We start from the raw sequence: 23,904 nt of genomic DNA on the forward strand, positions 1-23,904 counted from the left end.
CAGGTTTCCGGAGAACGAGATGGAAGTTTCAGGCAAACATCACGGTGAACAGATACAGACCAACGAATAAAGCCCCGCTGGCGAACGTGAGCCGGAGGGCTTGAGGAGTATTCCAGGTCGCGAGTGGAGCGGGTCTGGCAGACGATCTGGCAGCCATGTGGAGGTAAGCCGCCGCCAGACCAAGCACCATGTACGTCGGGACGACATAGCAGCGCGAGAGGGAGAGCATTGAAGTACACCAGCCTGCCAATAAAGCTCCCAGATAGGGGCGAAAGCGGAGAGCTTCGCGATCAAAGTTCGGATAGCTGCGAAAACCCATCTGGTAGAGTTGGACGAAGGCAAAGAAGAATGCGCCGAAGAAGAGGGTACCGCCGAAGATTCCCAGCTCGACGTAGGCATGGATGAATGAATTGTGGGCCACGAGGCCTGCGACATCGGGATAGCCGCCATATCCGATGCCAAAAAGGATATCGCTGGATTTCAGGGCGTCGAATCCATCGCGCCAGAGCTGCACGCGTTCGCCGCCCGTGCTGTCATTCAGATCGAGATTGGCTTGTCTGCCACCCATGACGGCCAGTGCACACACACCCAGGACGCCACAGAGAATGGCCATTTTGAAGCCACCCCAGAAGACGGCAAGTGTCATCATCGCAGCACCTGCTGCTAATAAGCCGCCGCGAGATCTGGTATCGAAGAGTCCGATCCAGAGGGTGATGATGGGGATGATCCAGGCGAAGCGAAGGATGCCCTGAGCCTTATCCATGAGGAAGTAGGTGCAGAGAACACCTGCGGCCACAATGAGCATGGCGAGGTCATTGGGGTCCTGAAAGATCCCCAGGCCGCGCATGCGCAGGATATGGGAGACTTCGCCTTCGTCATCGACGCTGTCAAAGTCGGCCAGATGTTCGACACATTGAAAGTCGATGAGTCCATGAAAATCGACAACACACATGGTGATGGCAATGACCGAGCAGGTCGTGACCGTCAGAAGGAAGGCACGCAGCCGGGGTGGACTGTTGAGATTCACGACCAGGAGTGCAAAGTAAACAAGGACTTTCCCGAAGCTGGTGGCTGCTTCGACGAGACCACCGATATACGCATGGGACGCATGGGAGAGTCCGATGGCGAGAAGCAAAGCGAGGACGCAAAGAATGACCGGCTGGAATTTCAAGGTCTTCCAACTGCAGCGGGCCTGGAGTGCTGGAATCGAAAAGAGGAGACAGCCACCAATCAGCGCTTCGTAAATGGGCAGGCCATCGAGCGCCTGGAAGAGTTCGGCTGGGCGTAGAAACAGCGTCGCCGTCACTGCGAGAAGCAGCAGAAACGCAGGTTCCTGAACTCGTGTGCCCACCTTTGCCACGTTAGGTGATGTCCTGAATGATCAAGTTCACGATGCTTTTCGAGACACTGTTACAGCCGGTGCAGAACTCAGACCCGTGCGATGTGGGATGAGTGAAGGAGAAAAACTGCAGGCGCTGACTTTGGGAAACATAGGTCACGATTGCGGGGGGATGGTGCAGGGCAGGCTTACGGCCACGAAGTTTCTGCTGGATATGGCGGATTTGACGAAAGAAAGGGTTGGTCTGGCGGGAAAGCGAAATCGAATCTTGCTGATATGTGATGAGTCGTCAGTTGTTCTGGAGTTCCCGCGACGATCAAATGGATTCAAGCTGTTTATTTTTTGCCAATCGAAAGTTGAAATTGCTCATGAACGTCAAAGCATCGTCTGCACCGGCTGCCAACTGGATGGGTCACTGGCTGATGGTCCCGATCAGTGAAAACCCACTGCTCAATAGTCATCTGGAAGCGTTGGATCAGGAATCGGGCGGGCTGCTGACGAGATTGCGCGAAGCGGGTGATCTGCCCACCAAAGCTGGCAGTCTGCTGCATGTCAAAGGGGTCACGGGATTGGGAGCTTCCCGGTTGCTGCTGGTGGGTCTGGGTGCTCCTGAGGTTTTATCGACACAAAGTCTGGATCGTGCGCTGACCGCAGCGTTCCGCAGCCTGACCGACAAACCGAATCTCGATGTAGGTGTCGTGGTGCCACCTGCCGCCATTCTGGGAAGTAAGACTCCCTTAGAGTTTGTTTCGGCAGCAGTGACGGCGGCGAATTTGGGTTCGGTGGGGCAGGATCTGTATCGAACAGAGCGTGCCCGTCATCCTCTCGCTGCGCTGCATGTCATTTCGAGTGAAAACATGGCCAGTGCGATTGAACGCGGAGCGATTCTGGGCGAAGCGATGAACCTGACTCGAGAGCTGGTCAATCGACCTGCTCAGGAAGTGAATCCGGTCACAGTGGCTGATCGATGCTCGGCCTTGGCCGTCGAGTATGGTCTGACGTGCGAAATTTTTGATGTGCCCCGGCTGGAAGCCGAACGCATGCATTCGATGCTGGCGGTGGCTAAAGGAAGTGCGGTTCCTGCACGGATGGTCAAACTCGATTATCGCGGTGCGAAAGAGAGTTCGAGCCATGTGGCGCTGGTTGGTAAAGGTGTGACGTTTGATTCGGGTGGACTTTCGCTGAAACCGACGGACGGCATGCTGACGATGAAGTGCGATATGGCCGGTGCAGCGACTGTGCTGGGGGCGATTGTGGCCATTGCCCGACTCAAACTCCCTGTGAACGTGACGGCTTATCTGGGGCTGGTGGAAAACATGGTGAGCGGTACCAGCTACAAGCTGGGAGACATTCTGACGGCTCGCAATGGAGTGACGATTGAGGTGCTGAACACCGATGCCGAAGGGCGGTTAGTGCTGGCGGATGTTCTGTGCTATGCCGTCGATCAGGGGGCCGAAAAGATTGTCGATCTGGCGACACTCACCGGGGCCTGTGTGGTGGCTTTGGGTGAGGAAGTGGCTGGGGTGTTCAGCAATCATGACGAATGGAGCGGGCAGGTCATCAGTGCGGCGAAAACTGTGGGCGAAGACATGTGGCCTCTGCCGACCTGGGATCTGTATGACGATCTGATTAAGGGGGATGTGGGCGATATCAAGAATACGGGTGGTCGCTGGGGTGGAGCGATTACTGCTGCCAAGTTTCTGCAGCGGTTTGTGGGAGGGAAGCCCTGGGTGCACCTGGATATTGCAGGGCCGGCCTTTCAGTCGAGTGCGAAAGCGTGGCGCGAGGCGGGTGCGACAGGTTATGGTGTTAGAACTCTTGTTCAGTTGGCTGAATCCAGTGTGATTGATCTATAGGCAGATTTATTAGGTGTGACAATTTTTTAATGTTTGCGAAGTTTTCGTCTCACGGGTGCTTCTTTTGAGGTAGGAATTAAGTGGTGTGAACCACATTCCTGCCCAAGAGGTGCCTGAAATGGATCGTCGGCGAGAAACAGAACGGCGTGCCCGATATCGAACTGCAAATTGTGGTTCGCTATTGTCCGCAGGGCGGCGATTGGGTGATCGTCGACGATCATTAAGAAAACGGATTTATGCCGCTTTGCGGATTTTGAAGTTAAGTGGTGCTGTGCCTGGGCCTGTTCCCGGCAAGATTGTCGATTGCTCGCATGAAGGCGTGCGGCTGGAACTTCCATTTATGGATGAGCAGCTTCCGGTGCGAGTGAGCGAACAACTGCTGATCGAACTGCGCGATGAAGACCTTCCGCCTGTGAGTGTGTTTGTCGAAGTGATCTGGGTGCAACCTCTGGGTGGAAAACTTCTGGCGGGCTGCCAGTTTCAATCGGCACTGGTGCTCAAGCAACTGGCCGTGCTGCAGCGACTTTGCGAACAGAAGCCTCCGTCGCAAGTCAGCAGAATTCACGGTCTGGCAGAGTTGTTCCACCATAGTGTCTAGTTGCCGAGTCCGACTGGTCTGGTGTCTCCCACGAAGACGTGGGCGAGGGTTCCAGAGGTGGCTTTGAACTGATTGTCTCTCAGGGAATAACATCGCTGTGTTGGTGGCGAAAACATGCTTGCTCAGAGCCGCAAGCATGGCACACAGAGCGCTTCTATGTTTACAAAATGCATATTTGTTGGGCATGTCCGCGCAACAGAGCGGGATTGGGTAGAGAGGCTTCATCAGGGTGCACCTTGCCGGTGGGATCTTCCCGCTTGTGATTCCGGACCGAAGTTTCTCCCGTGGCTCGATCAGAGCCCATCCTGTGCCAGTGACACTTTTGGTGTCAGTGGTGGGAGTGCCGCTTGTGGGTGCTTCCCCTCGAATTCGAGTGCAACGGTCAGTGGGAAATGGAGTCAGTGATGAACTGACTCTGTATGGAACTGAACGGTAACTGGTCATGAGCTTCATGCGAACAAAAATCGACAGCGAATGAAGCTTCAATACAAGACGATTGAGAAATCGGGCTAGCTGGCAGTCATGACGGGCGAAGGTGACTTCGTTGGTCGTGGCTGTCCAGGATGGGCTGTGATTGAGGCTGGAATACGGATGACCCCTGACGACTTGTGAGAGTCGTTGGGGGTTGTTTTTTTGGTGGTTGGGAGTTGGTGTTTGGGGGTTGGGGGTTGGGGGTTGGAAGAGCATGCTTGCCCAGAGCTGCAAGCATGGCACGAAATGCGGGTTCACCACGAAGGTCGCGAAGGGCACGAAGGTCGGGGAAGAGAATCAGGGAGGAGGTTTTTGTGGGGTGGGGAGAGCGATGAGGTTTGATGCGGAGGGAATGATGGGAGGAGCACTGCTGGCGAGCCAGCAGTGGCACACGGGGGAGGCAATTCGTCTTGAGTCTATTGATGTTTTCGCCTACACCTGCCGTCGCTGAATTGAGTTGATTCATTCACTTCTGCTTCAGTTTCTGCCGACAGATCATCTTTTTCTCTGCAGATTTTCTCTTCCCGTATTGTGCTCCTCTCAACAATCACCACTTATCGAAATGCCTTTCATTGCCTGGGGCTGGGCTTGTCCTCGTGTGATGAGATCTCTGGAAGACCGTCATGCCCTCTGTGACTCGCCGTGAATGGTTGTTTGTGGGTTTTGTCGCTGTGATATCACCTTCAGCCACTGGTTGCGGGACGATCCTTTATCCTGAACGCCGGGGGCAGAGGAGTGGCCGGTTTGACTGGGGTGTGGTGGCGCTCAATGCGGTGGGGCTGCTGTTCTTTTTCATACCGGGGGTGATTGCGTTTGCAGTCGACTTCAGCACAGGGGCGATCTATCTGCCAGAGGCGGCGAGTGTCCCTGCGCAGTCCTCGCGGAAACGGCACTTACCAGCCCGTCGTCTGCTGAGCAAACTGTTCCCTAAGAAGGAGATCTCGCGGGCCGATATCGAGGAGTTTCTGGCTGAGCAGACCGGGCGCGAGATTCCGCTGATTCCCGGCCAGTACGAAGCTGAGCCGCTCGAATCGATCGACGATTTCTGGACACTCCACGACCTGAAGCAACCTGCCGGCGTGTGAAACGAACGCGGGTGAACATTCGACTGTGGAACGGGCCTTCGGCCCTTCGATTGCGTGCGCGCACCTCTTGGCGTGTTGCCCAAGGCTGTCGTCGAACCGTAACTTAGGGGCTTAACATCGGGCTGATACGTTTCCCAGAAAATAACAGTGAGTTGTTGGTTGTGAAAACATGCTTGCCCAGAGCTGCAAGCATGGCACACAGAGCGCTCCGATTTCATGGAAAGCGTATGAGTCACCGCCTGATGTGAATCGTGAACGGTGGTGTATTCAGCTCTGGGGGCGAAGGCTGGTGCATTCCGTCGGGACTTCATGGCACCCTACCAAAGAAGAGACGGAAGTTGACCACGAAGGTCGCGAAGAGCACGAAGGGGTCAGAGAAAGCCATGCTGGCTTAGCGCTATTTGCCTGGCGAGAAACAGTTGAAGATGGTGCAATCCGTAAGAACTTCTTGCACCCTACAGGATCGGCGCTACGGCGTACCGCTCTTGGCTGGGGCATGTGGCCAGTCGGGGAGCTTGCGGATGAGTGGCGGCTTGGTGACCGTCTGAGAGACCGGTTGCGATTGCGAGACAGCTTGTGATTGTCCGACAGCCTGTGACTGAGAGACAGGCTGCGAGCCAATGCGCTGACTCGAAGAGGCCACGCTGGCGGCATCGTCCGCTACTGCTGGTGCGGGGTCATCTTCGAAGGGATTGATGGGCCCGCGCGAGCGATCCTCGATGATATCCACGATCTCAATCGCCGGCTGAGAGCTGGCAATCGATTCTTCTCCGGCTGGGGTACCCAGTTGCACGGGATTGCCTCGTCGCTTAGCGAGCATCGATTCGGTGCGAGGTGCAAACTTCGTTACGAGGGAGTCATCGGCCCCGATATGAGCCAACTGCCAGCGCGGGCCGCGCTGTGCGACAATCGCATTGTCAGCCGCCGGTTGAGGATCGAGAGCCAGACGAATGGGTGGCAACTGCGGATATTCGAGTACAATCGTCGCTCGGTTCAAACGTTCGGTTGTCCCGGAAAGGGGATGTCCCCATTCGGCTACTCCACCAAAGCTGGCTGTTACGTACCCCTGTTGCATGGCGACCTGCGGCTTACCGTAACGGTGGCCATTCACTTCGAGGGAAATCTTTGCACCTTCGAGATTCCAGTTGGGTTGAGCAGCGATCACGTAATCGTCTGCTCCAAAGTTGAGCTTGGGCATGCCTTGAATCGACGCCATGAGTTGCCGCCGCAATCCGGGGGGTGTCTGATCGGCGAGCACTGAACTGCACGCGACAAGCACCGGGACAGGAACCTGCTTGAGGAGCGTGGCATCTGCTAATCTGGCCTGCAGCTTTTCCGTCGCTCCACTTGAGCAGTAGAGTGATAGCAAAGCGACCTGACTGGGCAATACGAAGGCTTTGCTGTCGAGATTTCTGAGAATCGCTTCTTCGGCGACGTCGAACTCACCGGCTCGCTGCAGGACGGCTGCTGCAAGAAGATGAGACTCCCATGATTCATTCGAAGCGGCCAGTGCTTTCCGCGCGGTGGCGGGAGCTTCGGGCAGGCCCAGCACGGTTTGTATGGCCGACTGATTGGCCAATGATGCAGCCAGCATTTCGTCTTTGCGGAAATGTCCCTGTTGCAGCTTGGCGAGCTTTTCGTAGGTTTCATTGGCCTCGGCGAGGCGGCCCAACCCCTGCTCTGTTCGCGCCACGTAGTAATGGTAAGGTGGCCAGGCTTCCATGAAGGGCTCGGTGCGCTTAAGACGCCGCAATCTGGTTTCCAGATCAGGTTCAGCCCATGCGAGTTCGAGTTGATCGAGATCGTCGCTGCGAACGAGCCAGGTATCGGGAATCTGCCGGGTGCGAGCAAGGCGCCAACTGGTTTCGAGAAACTGAATCGACTTCTGATTGATGGCCTGCAGCCGGGCTTTTTCGACGCGCCACAAATCGAGATCACGATTGAGTGTCGTCGTGCGGTAATCCCACCAACTGGCTGCTCCCGTGCGAATCGCTTCGGGATAGCTGGCAGTGGCTAATTGGGCGGCCACAGTGAACGCACTGAGAGTCACACTTTGAGCAATCGCCCCCTGATATTTATCTGTCAGTACAGTTCGTTCCTGATCGGCCAGACGCTGCTGACCCACTTCATCGAGAATCGACGAATACAGCTTGACCACCTCTTCGTCGGCCACGCCGTTGAAGTCGAGATGGTTGAGAATTTTCGTCTGCTCTTCGTGTGTCACCCGCACGGAAGGATTCTTGCGGATGCGATGCAGCGAGGCTCTGCTGTAGTTGAGCGCGACGGCGGTTGAACGGGCCTTCACGGGATCGAATGGCTGGATGGCCTGCGGTGGATTCACAAACACCCCTGCTGCAGGAGCTGGCTGAGCAGGAACTGGTGTAACCTGACCTGGCGGCAATTGAGCAAACTGTGTCCCGGCTCTGGGCTGGGCCGGGTCATTCAGTGGCCCGAAAGATGTCGACACAGGGCTTTGAGCTGTCCCCTCGCCAGTGAATAGCCCGAGCAGTGAGTTCTGGGCCAATCCGGGGACGATCATGACACCCAGCCAGATCACTAAAGGGAGTGCGACACGATTTGCTACGGCAGCGTTAATTGCCAACACCTGACAATTCTCGACAGGCCAGCCGGGCTTTGAAGCGAGCTTTCGCCACCAGTCAGCGGGCCGGTGTTTGCAAAATCTCTGACAAAACACGGGTGTCCTCACATCAACCAGATTCAATCGATGCCGTGGTTTTGGCAGTGGTTTGGTACTGCACGCTTTGATACTGCACAGGCACCCACACACCGTGCCGCAAGGCATGGCTCCATCCTGCTTGGTAATTTACCCCAGTCCCGTTCACATGCTGGGAGAATGTCGTCCGGCGTGCGAACTTCCACCGAATCATCATCGGATCAGTGAAGCCTGGAAGACTTTGCGGGCGGATTTGATCGGCGGCCACCCAGTGAGTCGCCTCGCTTAACGTTAAACTTTGCCGGAGAAGTGGACTTTACCGAGCTGCGGTTCGCGAGAGATGAAATGGACTGGTAGTTGCCCGATTTTCCGGCGGCCGATAAGGTAAGGAGTGAAAAGGTGACGGGCGATAGCGACTTAGCCTGCGAGGCGGATGGCTGTGGCCGCAAGATTCACGGAATGTCACTGTTTATATCTTCTGTCCAAAGGATGCGATGATGGGTTTGCTCACGGGCAAAAAAGGGGTAATTCTCGGGCTGGTGAATGATTATTCGATTGCCTGGGGGATCACTGAAAAGCTCCACGCTGAAGGTGCCGAACTGGCTTTCACCTTCCTGCCCGACAAAGATCCTGCCAATCCCAAAATGGAACGCCGGGTTCGCAAACTGGTTGAGCCACTGGGTGCCAAGCACATCATTCCCTGTGACGTTCAAAAAGACGAAGACCTCGATAAAGCCTTTGCTGCCATTCATGAAGGGCTGGGCAATATCGATTTTGTCGTGCATTCGATTGCTTATGCCCCGATTGACGATCTCAAAGGCGATGTCCACGCGTGCAGCCGTGAAGGCTTCAAGGTGTCGATGGATATCAGCGTCTACAGCCTGCTGGCCGTTGTGCATCGCGCTCAGAAAATCATGAACGACGGGGGGAGTATCATCACTCTCACCTACCTCGGTGGTGAAAAGGTAATCCCTGGCTACAACATCATGGGCCTGTGCAAGTCGGCTCTGGAATCGGCTGTGGAATATCTGGCAGCCGAACTGGGCCAGCGCAAGATCCGCGTGAATGCCATCAGTGCGGGGCCGATTCGCACATTGAGTTCATCAGCCGTCAAGGGGATCGACCTCATGCTGGCGATGTACGACACCATGTCGCCCATGCGGCAGAACGTCACAGCTGAAGACGTGGGCAAATCGGCTGTCTACCTGCTCAGTGATCTCTCGACCGGTGTGACAGGCGAAACGCTGCACGTTGATTCGGGCTATCATGTGATGGGTGCTCCACCTCTCGACGCCTTCCCTGCGAAATCATCCAGCTAGACATTTTGTTGAGCCAGATTTTCAACATGGGGTGCCTGCTTTATTGATGGCGGGCACCCTTTGTTCAATCTCCTCATGCTTGAGATGAGCGGGACAAAGAGAATCTGACCAACGGACTGACCACACTTTTTGTGGATTGACCAGCCCGGGATGAAACATTGATGAACCCCTCACTACAAGAACCGCGATTTAAAAAAATCGGCGTTGCACTGGTGATTGCCTGGGGCCATGTGATCGTGGGTCAGCGACAACCGGGTCAATCGTTCGCGGGGCTGGCTGAGTTTCCGGGCGGAAAAGTTGAGTCTGGAGAAGACTTCGCAGCGGCGGCCTGTCGCGAGTGCCTTGAAGAGACCGGGCTGGCGGTGGCTGCTGAACGCCTGCTGGATGCCTGGCAAAGCATACGAGTCGCCGATGATGGCATTGAAGAGATTTTTCGGATCGAGTTCTGGCAGTGCCGACCTGTGAGCCTCTCAAACAACTTACTCGAATCTTCCTTACTTGAATCTTCCTTACTCACATCTTCTTTGGCGGGTGCTTTTCACTGGGTGCCCATCGCAGATCTTGCCCAGCTCAAATTCCCTTCGGCCAACACAAAAATCATTGAGCTACTGTTGAGCAGGAACTTCAGCCAAAGCGAAGAACCTCATCACGGATCATGAATCGTCATCGATCGATGATTGATGCTCCTTACGTCGCCAGCATCTGCTGTGCATGTTCATGAATCATGGCCTTGAGTGTCACGGGTTCCAGCACCCGGGCATAGCGGCCATAGCCGAGAATCCACCAGACGATTTCGCTCAAACCATCGACTTTAAAACTCAAGACCACGGAGCCATCTTCAAGCCACTCGGCTGTCTGTGTTTTATGCCACCGCACTTCGGCCACATTCATGGCCACCTGCTTGTCGAATTGCACTTTGACCGTCTGGCCTGTCGGTGTTCCCCGAATCAAATGCCACGCATTTCCCAGATAACGATCGAGGCTGAAGCGCGGTGGAATTTTGTAGAACGTCCCCGCCAGCTCCAGCTGTTCCAGCCTGCCGACATTGAATGTCCGCACGGTGCGATGCCAGCTTGATCGCCCAATCACGTACCAGCTTCGCCGGCTGAAAAGGAGTCGATAAGGGCTCAGCAACGTCGATAGAGGCGATGCTTCCGTGAGGCTGTGATACCGCACACGAATCTGCTCCCGACGGATCAGTGCCGAAAGCAGCACTTCGTACAGCGACTGGCTGCCAATCAACTGATTTCGCGAATCGATACGGATCGACATCGATTCGGTAATTTCAGCCACTGTCTCCCGCACACTGCGCGGCAAGCCTTCGAGAATCTTCATGGCCGCTTGCCGGGCATCCTGTTGAAAAGGGATACCTGTGGTCGAATCGGAAAGTTCACTGCAAAACAGCAACAGCGAGATCGCCTCACTTAAACTGAGCTGACTGGCAGGTATCGTCAACCGCAGAGGCATGCAGTAGCCTTGCCGCTCTTCGTCGTAAAGGACATGAATGCCGGCTTCCTGCAGGATGCTGATGTCCCGGAAGATTGTTCGGCGGCTGACACCGCACTCCTCTGCCAATTGGACAGAATTGCACAGTCTGCCAGATTGCAGTGCCTGAATCAGCCTGAGTAGTCGAGGAAGGCGCGCTGCCCCCATAGGTACAACCCCAGCTTCCTCGGGCGGCCTGAACGCGCGATGAAGACATTCGTTCTCGAAAGTGTGTCGGATGATCAAACTGACCGGCTATGCCTCGTCAAGCGGGAGCACCTGTACGAATAACGACGTAAGCCGGGCAAAAATCGAATTCCCTGGATGAGCGCTTCCGGCAGGGAGATGGCCTGCTGAAAATCATCTTCAAGAATTTGTCCACTGTTAATCTTCCACCCCCACTATCAACCAGTGTGCGTTTGTTCTGGAAGAGCATTTTCGCGTATTCGAGCAGCGGGATATCACGATTATTCCAGCTTACCGAATTGAACTCATGCCCAAGATCGGAAATTGAGGCTCTGTAAACCATGGCCAGCCCATGCTTAGAGTCGTCATTTCGAGGTGTACTCACGCATAGGTACTGCGCAGGGAACGGTAGTCTGGAGCCTCTCACAACTCTGGATCCCGGTGAGTTCATGTTAAGTTCATGAATTTTTGGCTTCTGGCATCTTCATGGAAAAGCTGATATGCCAGTTCGTTCAAATCTTCGTAGTTCATGCATTGACGAACATTCTAGACAGTCGGTTCCAAAGCACTTCTCTTCAACATGACAATTCTTCCACAATCCACCGAGCGACCCACAGACGAAGCGCGGTCGTCGGATGATGAACCCTACGGAAGGGTTGTCTTTATTGACCACCAGGGGACGAAACTCCAACGCGATCTCTTACGAGGTTCTCTGCTGGTTGGTTCCGCCCATGGCTGCAATCTGCGATTGAGGTCGAATGATGTTGCCCCACAACATTGCCTGATTTTCCGCGATCCGCACGGACTCATGGTTCGCGACCTCGGAAGCTCAACGGGGACTCTGCTCAATGGTCAGCCCATTCGCGAGATGTGGCTGCGCGGCGGAGACCATCTGCAAGTCGGCGGATTCGAACTGATTGTCGAATCCAACCTTGCCGATCCTGCCCCGCCCGGCTGGAAGCTCGAAGATTATCTCCTCGTCGAACTTCTGGGTTCAGGCGGTATGAGCTGGTTGTTTGGCTCCCGGCATGCCACCTCAGGTTACAAACGGGCCATCAAACTCCTGCCCAGCAGGTATTCGCAGCGGATGTTCGATCATTTCCAGCGTGAGGCCAAAGTGGGGGTCGGTCTCGTTCATCCGCAGATCATTCGTACGGAACGGATCGTCTCGTGGCAGAACCACTGGTTTATTGTGCTCGAACTTTTTGAAGGGGCGAGCCTGTCAGAACTTGTAGAACTTCACGGCCCGCTCCCCTGGCAACTGGCGTGTCATTTGATTCGACAAGCCGCTCTGGGTGCCCATTACCTGCATGGAGCCGGTATTGTTCATCGCGATCTGAAGCCGGGCAATCTGCTTGTCGCGTACGATGGCAATTTGAAAATCATCGACTTCGGACTCGCCCTCTTACAAGGCGAAGATCTTTCGCATGAGCGAGTCGATGGCAAGAGTCAAATCCTGGGGACTGCCGACTACATCTCGCCCGAACAGACACGCGACAGCAGTCAAATCGATGGCCGGGCCGATGTCTACAGCCTGGGTTGTGTGCTCTACTTCCTGCTGACTGGCCAGCCTCTTTTCAGTCGAAAAACGGTTTCCGAGAAAGTCCGCGCTCATCGTCAGGAGGCGCCTCCTCCGCTTCGCGAACTCCTTCCCGAACTACCCGCTTCTGTGCAGGAAACACTGGTCGCCATGCTGGCAAAAAATGTGGATGATCGACCAGCCACCGCCGAGGAAGTGGCCAACCGACTGGCTCCGTGGTCGGTTCGGCAACCTGTGGAATTCGACTTCCCCAAGCTCCTCCGCAGCCGCTGGGTACAAGCGCATCGTCGGCTCAAGGAATGGGTCGGCCGCCAGCAAAACGCCCTTCTGGACGATTCGTCCGATGATCTGACGAATAACGATTCCGAGTCCAACGGCCAAAAACGTTCGTCTTCGAACCGACCCGTTGAACTGGCGATCTTCGACGCGATCCTGCATTCACAATCGCCAGGCGTCCCACGGCTCAAGAAATAGTGCTTTTCAGACCGCCAGCAGCTCGTAGACCTGCCGGTCGGTCAACGTTTCGACCCGTAACTCGGCCCCCGTAAAGTCATGGCTGGCAGTGAACTCATGAGGAACCGCAATGGTTCTTGCCCGGGCCAGCACAGCCGCCCGCGTCCCTGCGGCGCTGTCTTCAAACACCGCCATCTGCTCAGGACGAACTCCAAAGGTGCTGGCCGCCTTCAGATAGATCTCCGGGTGAGGCTTCCCTTGAGAGACATCTGCCGAGGTGAGAAAAAACTGAAAGTGGCTCATCAGCCCTGCCTGTTCCACAAGACTCTGCGCATAATCCCGTGGTGAAGATGTCGTGACTGCACACGGAATTCCTCGCTTCGATAAAGCACCCAGAAGCTCGACCACTCCGGGCATGGGTGCGAGCTTCTCACGGATCAGCTCATGATGAGCCTCGCGAGAAATCTCTAAAAGATGAGCAGGATCGACATCAATCGCCAGATACTCGACCAGCCGGGTGAACGACTCCATCGGGCGGCGACCAATGATCACATCCATCACTTCGCGGGTCATCCGCCGCTCAAATTTTTGAAGCACTGTATCGCCGGCTTCAAAAAATAGATGCTCGGTATTGAACATCGTCCCATCCAGGTCAAAGCAGACAGCTTCGACTGCAGGTACTTTTCTCGGAGCGCTCTGTTGCCCGGAAGCCATCGTCACCACCGACATTGATCTGCCTTTAAGTTCGCGAAGAATCCGAATCAGCCCATTAAGGGTTGAACGTCCCAATATCTTCGCAGATCGAGAGAAACAGAGCGATGGAACTTTGGTGACAAACTATCCATCATCAAAAGATCAAAACCTTCTGATGGCTACCTTGTTTTCATGGTTATTTTGATCACCGAACAGCTTTTCGACCCATTACCGGGGTGGTGCCAGTTCCAGGGGAAGCTTGAGGGTCTCGGTCTTGCGTTTCACGGTGAAATCGACCTTGTCGCCGGCCTTGAACTTCCGCAGTGCTAAGTCGAAGTCATCCAGGTTGGTCACTTTATTGCCACCCACTTCAATCACGAGATCGCCAGGCTTCAGCCCGGCCTTGTCGGCTGGTGAACCTGGTGCTGTCCCACTGATCGCATAGCCCGGTTCCTGAACGCCAAAATCCGGGATCGTCCCGACATAAGGCCTGTTCCCTGAACGTCCCACATTGGCCGAGCCTTTCACTTCGACATACTCAGGCCGGGCAGGAGTGTTAATAACGACTTGAGCGATCTCATTGACGAGAGTCGCCACGCGCGTCATGCCATCGACATCAAGCTTATCCGTATCGTCCGAGGGGCGGTGATAATCGGGATGTAACCCGGTGAAGAAGTGCAGCACCGGGATCTTCTTCGTGTAGAACGATGAATGATCACTCGGGCCAAAACCTTCGGGCTTCTCGATGAGTTCAAAACCTGTTGTCTTATTGCCCTCGCGCAGCCACTCTTCGAACTGCTTCGCGGTCTTCACACCAAACACAGTCAGCTTGTTCTCCTGCAGCCGCCCGACCATATCCATATTGAGCATGGCCACGGTCTCATCCAGCGGGAAGATCGGCTCTTTGCAATATCGTGCCGAACCCAACAGCCCCAGCTCTTCACCGGTAAATGCCATAAACACCACACGACGGGCAGGTTTTTTCGGCTGAGCAGCCAGTAACCGGGCCACTTCGATCAGAACGGCTGTTCCGGAAGCATTGTCATCAGCCCCGTTGTGAATATCTGTCGAGCCCGGTGCCAGCGAACCGGAACCACCACGCCCCACATGATCGTAGTGCGCACCGATCACCACCGTTTCATTCGCCAAAGGCCCTTCGCCTTCCAGCACTCCAATCACGTTATGCACATCGGCACTCTGGCGGATGACTGTGGCTTCTCCCTGGGCCTTCCAGCCCGTGAGAACCCTGCTGCGTGGTGTCATCGTCGCATCAATCTCTTCGGCGAGTTCCACAGCATTGGCCGAACCCACACTGCGCAGCATCTGGTTGAGAAAATCGATTCGCAAATGAAACGCGGGGAGACTCTCGCCATCATTCGCAGCCGCATAACCAAAAGGCATGAGTTCATCCACAGGACTCGTTGCTGCATCCCGCGAGCGGCGGAATTGCGTGACAGCATCCTTCAAAGCCGTCAGCTTGGCCGATTGATCCTCATGACTGGCGTCGGCCAGTTGCTCGGCACTGGTCACGACTTTGCCTTCGGCTTTCTTGATCGCTGCTTCGCGAATCCGTTCTTTGTCGGCCAGCGTATAAGGATCATTCACAAACAGAATGGCGACCGCTTTGTGAGCCATGGCAGCGACAATCTTGCTCCGCAGATCACCTTGCCGACCGCCACCTTTAGACGGCGAAAATGGCCCATCCTTCTGGCCTTGCCCGGGAGTTCTGCGAAAACAAACGACAACCTTTCCCGCTACATCGATCCCGGCATAGTCGTCGTACTTGGCCTCTTTGTCTTCGAGTCCATAGCCAATAAACGCAACTTCCCCTTCGAATTTTCCACTCGTCCCAAAGGCACCTACCTCGAAGTCGCGTCCCTTTTCGAGCACCAGTTCTTCACCTTTGGGTGAAAACAGCTTGAGTGAATTCGGCTCACCCAGCTTTGTCCCTGTCGGCAGCGAGAATGTCTGAAAGGCACCCCCATTCACGCGCGTGACATCAAGACCCGCCTTCTGGAACTCCTGGCGAATGAACTCTGCCGCTTTATTCAAACCTTCAGTACCAACGCCCCGGCCTTCCATCTCATCACTGGCCAGTACGCCCACATCCTGCTGAATGCGAACTTTCGACTCCGCCAGCTTTGTCGCTTCGGCTGCCACTCCCTCAGCAGGTGAGCACACCACCGCCAGCAATGCCCACAACCCCGAAAGCACCATCGACATATTCAGCCCAGAGACGCACAAACTCTTCATATCCATTCCGTCCTGACAGATGTTCCTGCGGTACAGACTCTCTTCAACAATTCACGCAAGGTTTCGATGGCGACCTCTGCAAAGAGATCGATTGGCAGCCAGAATCATAACTCAAAGAGCTCTCACGACTCCGCCATTTTTCTCAAACGGCCAGAAATGCTTCCAGCACCAGTTCGCCCATGCGTACGGTCGAAACAGCCGGGCCACCCCCCGCAATGTCAGCTGTCCTGTGTCCACGAGACAAAACGTGATCGACCGCCTTCTCAATGGCCACCGCTTCCGTTTCCAGATGCAGCGAATGACGCAGCAGCATGGCCGCTGCGAGAATAGTAGCCAGCGGGTTTGCAATTCCCTTACCGGCAATATCCGGTGCGGATCCATGAATCGGCTCGTACAACCCTGGGCCATCTGCACCCAGAGAAGCCGAAGGCAACAGCCCCATCGAGCCGGGGAGCATTGAGCCTTCATCGGTGAGGATGTCACCGAAGAGATTCTCAGTCACCACGACGTCGAAGTTCTTGGGCTTCGAAATCAGGTGCATGGCCATGGCATCGATCAACACATGCTCCGTCTGCACATCCGGGAACTCAGCCTGCATGACACGATCAAACGTCTGGCGCCACAATCGCGAAACTTCGAGTACGTTGGCCTTATCCACGCTGGTCACTTTCTTGCGACGCCCACGCGCTGCCTGTCCCGCGAGACGGACAATCCGCTCGATCTCGTAAGTGCTGTAGATCATCGTGTTGAAAGCGGTCTCGCTGCCATCCGGATTGGTCTTGCGGCCCGATTCCCCAAAGTACAACCCGCCGGTCAACTCGCGGAAGAACAGGATATCCACTCCCGCAACAATCTCGGTCTTCAAAGGCGAGGCCTGCACCAGATACGGCGAAGCCTTGATGGGGCGCACATTTGCGAACAATCCCAGCTCTTTACGAATCTTGAGCAGACCCGCTTCGGGCCTGGTCTTGGCACTCGGGTTATCCCACTTCGGCCCACCCACAGCCCCCAGCAGAATCGCCTGGCTCGCCCGGCAGATCGATAACGTCTCATCGGGAAGAGCTTCACCCGTCGCGTCGATGGCACAGCCGCCAATCAGACCCCGCACGAACGAAAATTCGTGGCCAAACTTCTTCGCCACAGCCTGAAGCAGCTTTTCTGCTTCCGCCACGACTTCCACACCAATTCCATCGCCAGGCAACAAAGCAATCTGAGCACGCACAGCTAACGCTTTCTCGAAGAGGTAGGCTTTTGACAGTTTCAAGCTTTCCCAGCTCCTCCCGATGACACCTCATCCTGTGCAATAACTGCAACCGGCAGGATCAACGTTCAGATTCGGGCAGGCCTTTTAGATTTGACGCTTCTACAAAGCATACGCGGTCGATTCCTCCTCCAACAGCCTCCGACGATGCGACTTTTCCATCGCACGCATTTCTCGAACAGCAGATTCAAGGCCCTGCACGCAGACATTTCCGATTGGATCGCGGCCTGCCCACCTGTCTCTCACCACCCGAGATGGCTCGAACATCTGGTCTTCAACCTCCCGGTACAACCGCAATGATCACAACCGCAACTTGCCCCACAGCAAAAGAGGCCCTGTCGCATCGATCACCCCGCGAAATGCACACACAATCGCCACATCCCTTAAACCCGGAATCTCTCCCGAAGTGCCCCACAAACTCACGCCGAATTCCCAGTTTCTCACAGTCCCTCCGGTACAACTCTCACCAGAGTGGGGTTTACATTCCTGCCAGGGAATGCTGTTGTTCATTTTCTAAACTCCCGCAAAACACCAGCGAAAACGATCCCCAACAGACATAACCCCTTGCTACGTATACACTCACGCTGAACAATCCATAGAGTTTCTCTTACGAGATCTTGTCCTGCGACAAACCTTCGATTCCAGAAAAGGTTGCCTGAGCCGTGCTGATTCTTGAATGGGACAAGTCACAACTGACGGCCCTCACCAGTGACACTCGCATTTCCAAGGTTCTCGCCTGGCCCAACGGCGAGCGGATCGTGGAAACCGATGCTGGACATTCGTCCTGGCTGAAAGGTGAACTTGCCGAATTCCTGGGCAAAGAAAGCAAAGTCACACTCGTCATCCCTCGTGAAGACGCCATTCTCAGGCATCTCGAACTTCCTCCCACTCCCGAAGACGAAGTGCTCGATGTTGTCACGTTGCAGACCACCATGCGGTCATCGGTCGCACTCGATCAGGTGCTGCTCGATTACCTCCCTCTCAATGTCAAACTCCCACTGGCCGACGAACTGACTCCCAGTGGTCACATGCGCACCATCTCTCCGGAAGAAGCGGCTGCACAATCTCTTCCCAGCAGCACACTCCATGTGCTCGTTGCCACCATTTCTTCCAGTTTTGTGCGGAACATCCAGCAGCTTCTCGATTCGGTCGGATTAAGCGTCGTCCATGTGGCACTCTCGAGTTGTGGCTATGCCACGCTTTTGCGACAAGCCCTCGATCCTGCCGATCAGGCGGCCTTTGTCGTCGAGCGGGATGGCCGAGTCGAAACCACGGCCTTTGCCGATGGCCAGCTCCTTTTCGCCCATTCAGCGCGTGTCCCTCACGGAGCCCGCAATGAGCAGGGACGACCGACACCACTCGCTGTGGGTGCCGAAATTTCCCGCGGATTGTTTGCCGCTCGGCGCATCGCTCCCGAGTTTCATCCCCGCCGGTTGATCATTGCCTCAGCCTCCGGAATCGATGCCGATTTGAAAGAGGCTCTGGCTTCACAGTTTGAATGCCGGGTCGAAGAAGCTCAAGAACTGGTTTCCCGCACACCATTGGCGGGTGCCGCCAGCAAGCTGGTTGCAGACTCTGCAGGTCATTCCTCTCCAGAGATCTCGGCACAGGCGCTCGCCAACTGGATTGGCTGCCTGGGGTTCGTCACACCTCTTCCCGATCAGTGTCGCCTCGATTTTCTCCACCCCCGAAAACCGGCTCCCAAGCCCGATTACCGCCGGGTGAAACTTGTTACTGCAGCCACAGCCGCACTCATGCTCACAGCCCTGGGAGTCGCCTGGCAAGCTTCGGTCATTGCCTCTCTCGATGAGCAGCTGCTGGCCATGAATGTTCGCAATGTCGATACCAAGACCACGTTGAAAAATGGCGAAGGCGATCAGAAAGTCTTCGTGGCTGTCGATGACTGGCAACGCCACGCCCCAAAAATCACAGTCGAACTCGGTCGGCAAGCCAAAGTTCTCCCTAACACTGAACGCCTTTTGTGGACCAACTGGTCAATCACGGCTGGCGCGGGCGAAGTTTATGGCCGGATGCAGGCTTCAGGTCTGGCCCGCACGAACAGCGATGTGACCGATCTGGGCAATCGCATGGCGGAAACCAAAGAATACCGCATCGTCCCCCGCGAACTGGCAGGAATCAGCAAAGATCCCGATTACAAACAACGTTTTGAAATCGACGCCACGTTGTTACCACCAGCCCCGCCACCCAAATCAGCAGCACCGGCAAAAGATGCGAACCTGCCCCTGCAGCCGCAAACGGCACCCAAGGCTGATAACAAGCTCCCAGCCTCCAAAGAACAACAGGCCAAAGAAACAGCGACCACCTCTGTGAAGTCCACTCTCGACTCGTTTGGCTCGGCAACCGATGGGGGTGAAGTATGAACACCCGCGAACGCAATCTCCTCATCGGACTGGGTGGAGCAGCCATCCTCTACGTGGCTTACAGCTATCTTTATCCGGCTGTCATGGCACCCATTACCGATCGGCAGAACAAGCTCGCTGAAGTGACCGAGAAGGTCGACAAAAGCGATGCCGAAATCCTTCAGCTTCTACAAAAACGTAAACAACTCGGCCAATGGAAAGCTGTCTCGTTACCAGCCGATCCTCCCACCACCAAACGACCTGATGCACTCAACGCCCAAAGGCTCTATCTCAACTGGCTGGGGTCCATCGCAGAAAAAAGTCGTCTTCAACGGGTAAAAACAGCACCCGAACGTCGTCAAACCAAACCCAACCTGTATATCAGCGTGGCCATCTCTTTGACGGGTGAAGGGACTGCCGCACAAATCTCCGATTTCCTCGCCCGGCTCGAACTGGCACCACTGCTACACCGCGTGAATCGCGTCCGCATCGAATCGACAGATGTCACCGGAAATCCCCCCTTCAAGATCGATCTCGAACTCGAAGGGATCGTCTTCCCCGAATCACGCCCTCGCAACACCCTCTTCCCTGAAACATCTCTCAAAGAGGCCATGGCTGCTGGCAGTACCGAGTTAACGGTTGCCGATCCACTCGCCATACGCCTCCCCACTCCCTTCGAGATTCTCGTCGGCGATGAACGCCGCCAGGTGCAGGCGATCAACACGACGACGGGCGTCTGGAAACTGCAAAAATCTCCTTCCAACAAAGCTTTTCCTGCGGGGACGATCGTGCAGGTCCCTTCTGCACCTCCCGAAGCGATGATTACCGCTCTTGCCAGTCAGATTCAGAGTGGCTGGAGATTCCTCAAGCCCGTCCCGCCCGCCAAATACGATCCACGCCTCGAAGCTCAAGGCGAAGCCGTGCTTCTGACGGGAACCCCGCTGCGCCAGACCATCGAATTGAAAGGGACTGCCGGTTCCACTCCCACTCTCAAACCCACCGGCACCTGGCCTGCCGGTCTCTCGTTCGATGCTCAATCTCGTCGCATTACCGGCGAACTCCCGAAAGGATCAGCATCGGCAGAAACCTCAAAAAATGAACTCACCTTGACGTTCGATGTCCTTCCCGAGAAAGACGCCTTCCCGACTGTCGAACGTTCCATTCGCTTTACGATCAAAGACCCGAACACACCCCCCGAAATCGCTGCCGTCACCAAACTGTTACCAGCCGTTGCCGGCCGTGTGTGGAAGCTCGAACCTCAGGCGACGGATCGAGAAACGTCTCGCGACAAACTCAAATGGTCGGCAGTTTCATTGATCGAAGGGATGTCGTTCGACTCCAAAACCGGCAGGATCGAATGGATCCCTTCGATCTCTGCCGAACCAGGTGCCAAATCGGTGGAATTGCGTGTCACAGACGATTCGAACCCGCCTCTGGCAGCCACGCACGTGTTCAACTTCGAGCTCTCCGAAGATCTCCCGCAGTACACTTATCTGATCGCTGTCATCGAAGGGCCGGTCTCCTCAGAAACCACCCCTGCCAACACCACCCCAGCCAACAGTTCCAACTCTTCTGCCGGGATGGAAGTCTGGTTCTTTGATCGCCTCCAGAGCCGTAAACTCGTGATGCTTCCGGGCACCCCGCAAGTGATAGGCGACCTGGAGTTCGTGATTGAAGAAGCCACACCTCAGCAGATCATTCTGCTGGTGAACGGCCAAAGGCAGCGCCTCGAACTCGGCAAAAGTCTACGCGAACTGGTGCCTCTGGAGACAGCGGCCACAGGAACCAACGCACCCTCGACTGACACCCGCTGAGCCATTGAATTCATCCTCACAAGCGAAATCAGGGCACCGATTGTTTGCCAATGGCGATTGATCATGAGTATCCCGCAATGAGGCTGGTTGTTGATAGAACGCCACATACGCTTCGAGTTCCGCTCATCCCAACCTTCTCCCGTCAGAACGGGAGAAGGAGCAAAAACCCCTCGCCCACGTCTGCGTGGGAGAAGGTTTTTCAGGTATGCGCACGGCTTCTTGTTGTCGTGCCTTCGCTCAACAACCCAGCTACAAGTTGGCCGGGCGACCCTTAGTGGAGGATGACAGCCCTCTGGCGGGTTGTGAAGACAGGCTTGCCCGGTATCAACTCAAAACAGGCTGTAAGCATGGCACACACAACGTTACGGCTTCGTAGTAACGAATGACAACGCAAACAGTGGCGATTATGCGGGGCGATTCTTGCCGGGAATCCAGAGCACATCGGCTTTCCCGCCATCGTTGCAGAGTCTGGCCAGGCAGAAGAGGAGATCGGAGAGCCGATTGAGGTAGATCACACAATGAGGGCTGATTGGTTCCTGCTCACTGAGAGCGATGACACCAATTTCCACGCGGCGGCAAACGGTTCGCGCGACATGTAAAGCAGCGGCAGCTTCTGTACCGCCGGGCAATACGAAGCTGGTCAGAGGAGACAACTGATCGACGGCCTCATCAATCGCCTTTTCCAGTCGTTCAATTTGAGCCGCCGTCATCCGCAGGGCTTCTCCGGGCGCTTCGTTCTCTTTCTGAGGGATGCACAGATCGGCCCCCAGATCAAACAGATCGTGCTGGATCGAAGTGAGCAGTTGTCGAATTTCCTCAGTGAGTTGGGCATGTAAAGCCACGCCCAGGGTGGCATTGAGTTCATCGACCCCACCATACGCAACAATTCGGGGACTGGTTTTCGAAACGCGGTCTCCGTTGCCAAGGCTGGTTAATCCCGAGTCGCCCGACTTGGTGTAAATTCGATTCAGGTAAACCATCAGTCATTTCGCTTTGAAGGCAGGAGCAGTCGAGCACGCGGCGAGAGAGTAGACAGAAACACTGTTCGCGAAAGTGAATCTGCGTCTTTCGATTCTAGTACAATTTCGCCACGCGATCACCCCAGCCAGACATTCGGTCGCAAATTCATATCATCCCTCGTGAACTGGCGAGGAATTGGCTCTGCTGAACTTGATTCTGACCTGTCGAGATGTCGAGAGTCGATTAGTGGCGACGCCGGTATTCGCCGGGAGTGACCCCCAGCTCACGGCGGAAGGTACGCACCAGAACTTCCACGTGATTAAAGCCAGTGAGCTGGGCAATGCGGGCCAGTGGAAGAGTGGTTTCTCCCAGGAGGCGTTTGACGTTCTGCAATCTCATCCTGCGAAGGACATTGGCTGGGGTATCGTCGAGCACTTTATGGAAGCGGTGTTCCAGCACCCGGCGGGAGACATTGAGAGCTTTCTCCACATCCGCAATCTGAATCGGTTCGCTCAAATGGTCGCGCATAAAACGAACGGCCATATCGACCAGAGGATCATCGACAGCCGATGTTTCCGTGGATCGGCGCTGCACCACACCGACAGGGGGGACAAGAATCGGCTCTTCCGGTGCTGGTTCGCCATTCATGAGTTTGTCGAGCAAAGTCGCTGCTTCGTAACCGACACGGACAGGAGCCTGGTCGATATTGGAAAGCGGGACTGGTGCCAGAGCTGACAACAGTGGATCGTTTTCACCAACGAGCAGGGCGATATCGTCGGGAATCCGAAAGCGGCTGAGGCGGGCACAGGTCATTAACTCGCGGCCCACTTCACCACTCCAGGTGAAGATTGCCGTTGGCTTGGGGAGCATTTTCAGCCACTGCAGAAAACCTTTTCGTTGAGTTAAAAGGTCAGGGACAGGAATGGGAACTGTGGGCTGATAAATGCTGGTCTGATGACCGGCTTGCAATAGCGTATTGATGTAGTTTTTCCCCAGCAGATCGTCATATCCCGCACGATGAATCGGCCCGATGTAGGCGAAGCTGCGGAAGGATTGTTCGAGGAAATGTTCGGCAGCGAGCCTTCCGCAAGCCGCTTCATCGGAGACGACTTTGGGGATCCGGAGGGAGTGCTGTCCCATCCAGGAGACGTTGACGCAGGGCAGGTTGCTTTTGAGGATCTGCTTTTCGAGTGCGGGGTGAGTGAGGCGGGCAATAATGCCATCACCACTCCAGCCCTTGGGAATCAGCAGTTTTTCGTCGTGACCGCGTGGCTCGATGAAGAAATCCCAGAAGCCGTGCTCGCTGGCATACTGGGCAATCCCGCGCAAGACCTGCCTCGTCCAGTCAGATGAGGTATGGACGATGAGTGCCACACTGCGATGCATGGTGGGTGGCATGGCCGATACCGGCAATGTCGCTGGACGCGGAGAAATTTCGGACGAATCCTGGGAAGCGGGGGCTTCTTGCGACATACGACCTCGATCTGGAGTGGAAAGATGTGACTTTAAGTACCGGCGCTCATCATTTCCTGACGAACTCCGGGAGATTGTGAGTCA

Annotated in this window: 17 protein-coding genes; 8 read left to right on the top strand and 9 right to left on the bottom strand. The window is 55.5% G+C overall.

Annotation, left to right across the window (positions count from 1 at the left end; translation table 11 throughout):
• Positions 1 to 28: 28 nt before the first annotated feature.
• Entirely contained in the window at positions 29 to 1,360 is a 1,332-nt protein-coding gene (locus tag PLIM_RS19980) for an O-antigen ligase family protein (RefSeq protein ID WP_013112128.1), read from the bottom strand.
• 347 nt (positions 1,361 to 1,707) lie between these two features.
• On the opposite strand from PLIM_RS19980, the gene PLIM_RS19985 reads away from it, so the two are divergent.
• The 3 genes from PLIM_RS19985 to PLIM_RS24830 all read left to right on the top strand — a co-directional run bounded on the left by PLIM_RS19985 (position 1,708) and on the right by PLIM_RS24830 (position 5,349).
• Positions 1,708 to 3,195 (top strand): leucyl aminopeptidase, encoded by a 1,488-nt coding sequence (locus PLIM_RS19985; RefSeq protein ID WP_041403967.1) that lies wholly within the window; start codon positions 1,708 to 1,710, stop codon positions 3,193 to 3,195.
• A 118-nt stretch (positions 3,196 to 3,313) separates the two neighbouring features.
• Positions 3,314 to 3,793 (top strand): PilZ domain-containing protein, encoded by a 480-nt coding sequence (locus tag PLIM_RS19990; RefSeq protein WP_013112130.1) that lies wholly within the window; start codon positions 3,314 to 3,316, stop codon positions 3,791 to 3,793.
• Positions 3,794 to 4,887: 1,094 nt separating this feature from the next.
• Positions 4,888 to 5,349 (top strand): hypothetical protein, encoded by a 462-nt coding sequence (locus PLIM_RS24830; protein WP_013112133.1) that lies wholly within the window; start codon positions 4,888 to 4,890, stop codon positions 5,347 to 5,349.
• Between the two features lie 469 nt (positions 5,350 to 5,818).
• Here PLIM_RS24830 and PLIM_RS20005 read toward each other — a convergent pair whose 3' ends face one another.
• The gene (locus PLIM_RS20005; RefSeq protein ID WP_041402342.1) at positions 5,819 to 7,954 is read right to left on the bottom strand and encodes a tetratricopeptide repeat protein; all 2,136 of its coding nucleotides are present in this window, start codon (positions 7,952 to 7,954) and stop codon (positions 5,819 to 5,821) included.
• 566 nt (positions 7,955 to 8,520) lie between these two features.
• Here PLIM_RS20005 and PLIM_RS20015 point away from each other — a divergent pair.
• On the top strand, positions 8,521 to 9,342 hold the full coding sequence (locus PLIM_RS20015) for an enoyl-ACP reductase FabI (RefSeq protein ID WP_013112135.1): 822 nt from the start codon (positions 8,521 to 8,523) through the stop codon (positions 9,340 to 9,342).
• A 161-nt stretch (positions 9,343 to 9,503) separates the two neighbouring features.
• Positions 9,504 to 10,001 (top strand): NUDIX domain-containing protein, encoded by a 498-nt coding sequence (locus tag PLIM_RS20020; protein ID WP_013112137.1) that lies wholly within the window; start codon positions 9,504 to 9,506, stop codon positions 9,999 to 10,001.
• A gap of 28 nt (positions 10,002 to 10,029) precedes the next feature.
• Here the strand turns inward: PLIM_RS20020 and PLIM_RS20025 are convergent, their stop codons facing one another.
• Entirely contained in the window at positions 10,030 to 10,995 is a 966-nt protein-coding gene (locus PLIM_RS20025; protein WP_013112138.1) for a helix-turn-helix transcriptional regulator, read from the bottom strand.
• Positions 10,996 to 11,593: 598 nt separating this feature from the next.
• Here PLIM_RS20025 and PLIM_RS23325 point away from each other — a divergent pair.
• Positions 11,594 to 13,027 carry an FHA domain-containing serine/threonine-protein kinase gene (locus PLIM_RS23325; RefSeq protein WP_013112139.1) on the top strand — a complete coding sequence of 478 codons (1,434 nt, stop codon included), beginning with the start codon at positions 11,594 to 11,596 and terminating at the stop codon, positions 13,025 to 13,027.
• A gap of 6 nt (positions 13,028 to 13,033) precedes the next feature.
• Here the strand turns inward: PLIM_RS23325 and PLIM_RS20040 are convergent, their stop codons facing one another.
• From PLIM_RS20040 to PLIM_RS24265, 4 genes are all read right to left on the bottom strand, one after another.
• Positions 13,034 to 13,735 carry an HAD family hydrolase gene (locus PLIM_RS20040; RefSeq protein WP_013112140.1) on the bottom strand — a complete coding sequence of 234 codons (702 nt, stop codon included), beginning with the start codon at positions 13,733 to 13,735 and terminating at the stop codon, positions 13,034 to 13,036.
• Between the two features lie 192 nt (positions 13,736 to 13,927).
• Positions 13,928 to 15,952 carry a M28 family peptidase gene (locus tag PLIM_RS20045; RefSeq protein WP_013112141.1) on the bottom strand — a complete coding sequence of 675 codons (2,025 nt, stop codon included), beginning with the start codon at positions 15,950 to 15,952 and terminating at the stop codon, positions 13,928 to 13,930.
• A 142-nt stretch (positions 15,953 to 16,094) separates the two neighbouring features.
• The gene (gene leuB / locus PLIM_RS20050; RefSeq protein WP_041403972.1) at positions 16,095 to 17,174 is read right to left on the bottom strand and encodes a 3-isopropylmalate dehydrogenase; all 1,080 of its coding nucleotides are present in this window, start codon (positions 17,172 to 17,174) and stop codon (positions 16,095 to 16,097) included.
• A 339-nt stretch (positions 17,175 to 17,513) separates the two neighbouring features.
• Entirely contained in the window at positions 17,514 to 17,723 is a 210-nt protein-coding gene (locus tag PLIM_RS24265) for a hypothetical protein (protein ID WP_013112143.1), read from the bottom strand.
• Positions 17,724 to 17,875: 152 nt separating this feature from the next.
• Here PLIM_RS24265 and PLIM_RS20055 point away from each other — a divergent pair, with 152 nt between their 5' ends.
• Positions 17,876 to 19,594, top strand: coding sequence for a hypothetical protein (locus PLIM_RS20055; RefSeq protein ID WP_013112144.1), 1,719 nt, complete (start codon positions 17,876 to 17,878; stop codon positions 19,592 to 19,594).
• Complete coding sequence (locus tag PLIM_RS20060) at positions 19,591 to 21,387, top strand: putative Ig domain-containing protein (RefSeq protein WP_013112145.1); 1,797 nt, start codon at positions 19,591 to 19,593, stop codon at positions 21,385 to 21,387. The genes PLIM_RS20055 and PLIM_RS20060 overlap by 4 nt, the downstream gene beginning before the upstream one ends.
• A gap of 404 nt (positions 21,388 to 21,791) precedes the next feature.
• Here PLIM_RS20060 and PLIM_RS20065 read toward each other — a convergent pair whose 3' ends face one another.
• Entirely contained in the window at positions 21,792 to 22,367 is a 576-nt protein-coding gene (locus PLIM_RS20065; RefSeq protein WP_013112147.1) for a cob(I)yrinic acid a,c-diamide adenosyltransferase, read from the bottom strand.
• A gap of 223 nt (positions 22,368 to 22,590) precedes the next feature.
• Complete coding sequence (locus tag PLIM_RS20070) at positions 22,591 to 23,820, bottom strand: AraC family transcriptional regulator (protein WP_013112148.1); 1,230 nt, start codon at positions 23,818 to 23,820, stop codon at positions 22,591 to 22,593.
• Between the last annotated feature and the right edge of the window lie 84 nt (positions 23,821 to 23,904).

Origin of the sequence: Planctopirus limnophila DSM 3776 (assembly GCF_000092105.1) — a bacterium.
Lineage (GTDB): Bacteria > Planctomycetota > Planctomycetia > Planctomycetales > Planctomycetaceae > Planctopirus > Planctopirus limnophila.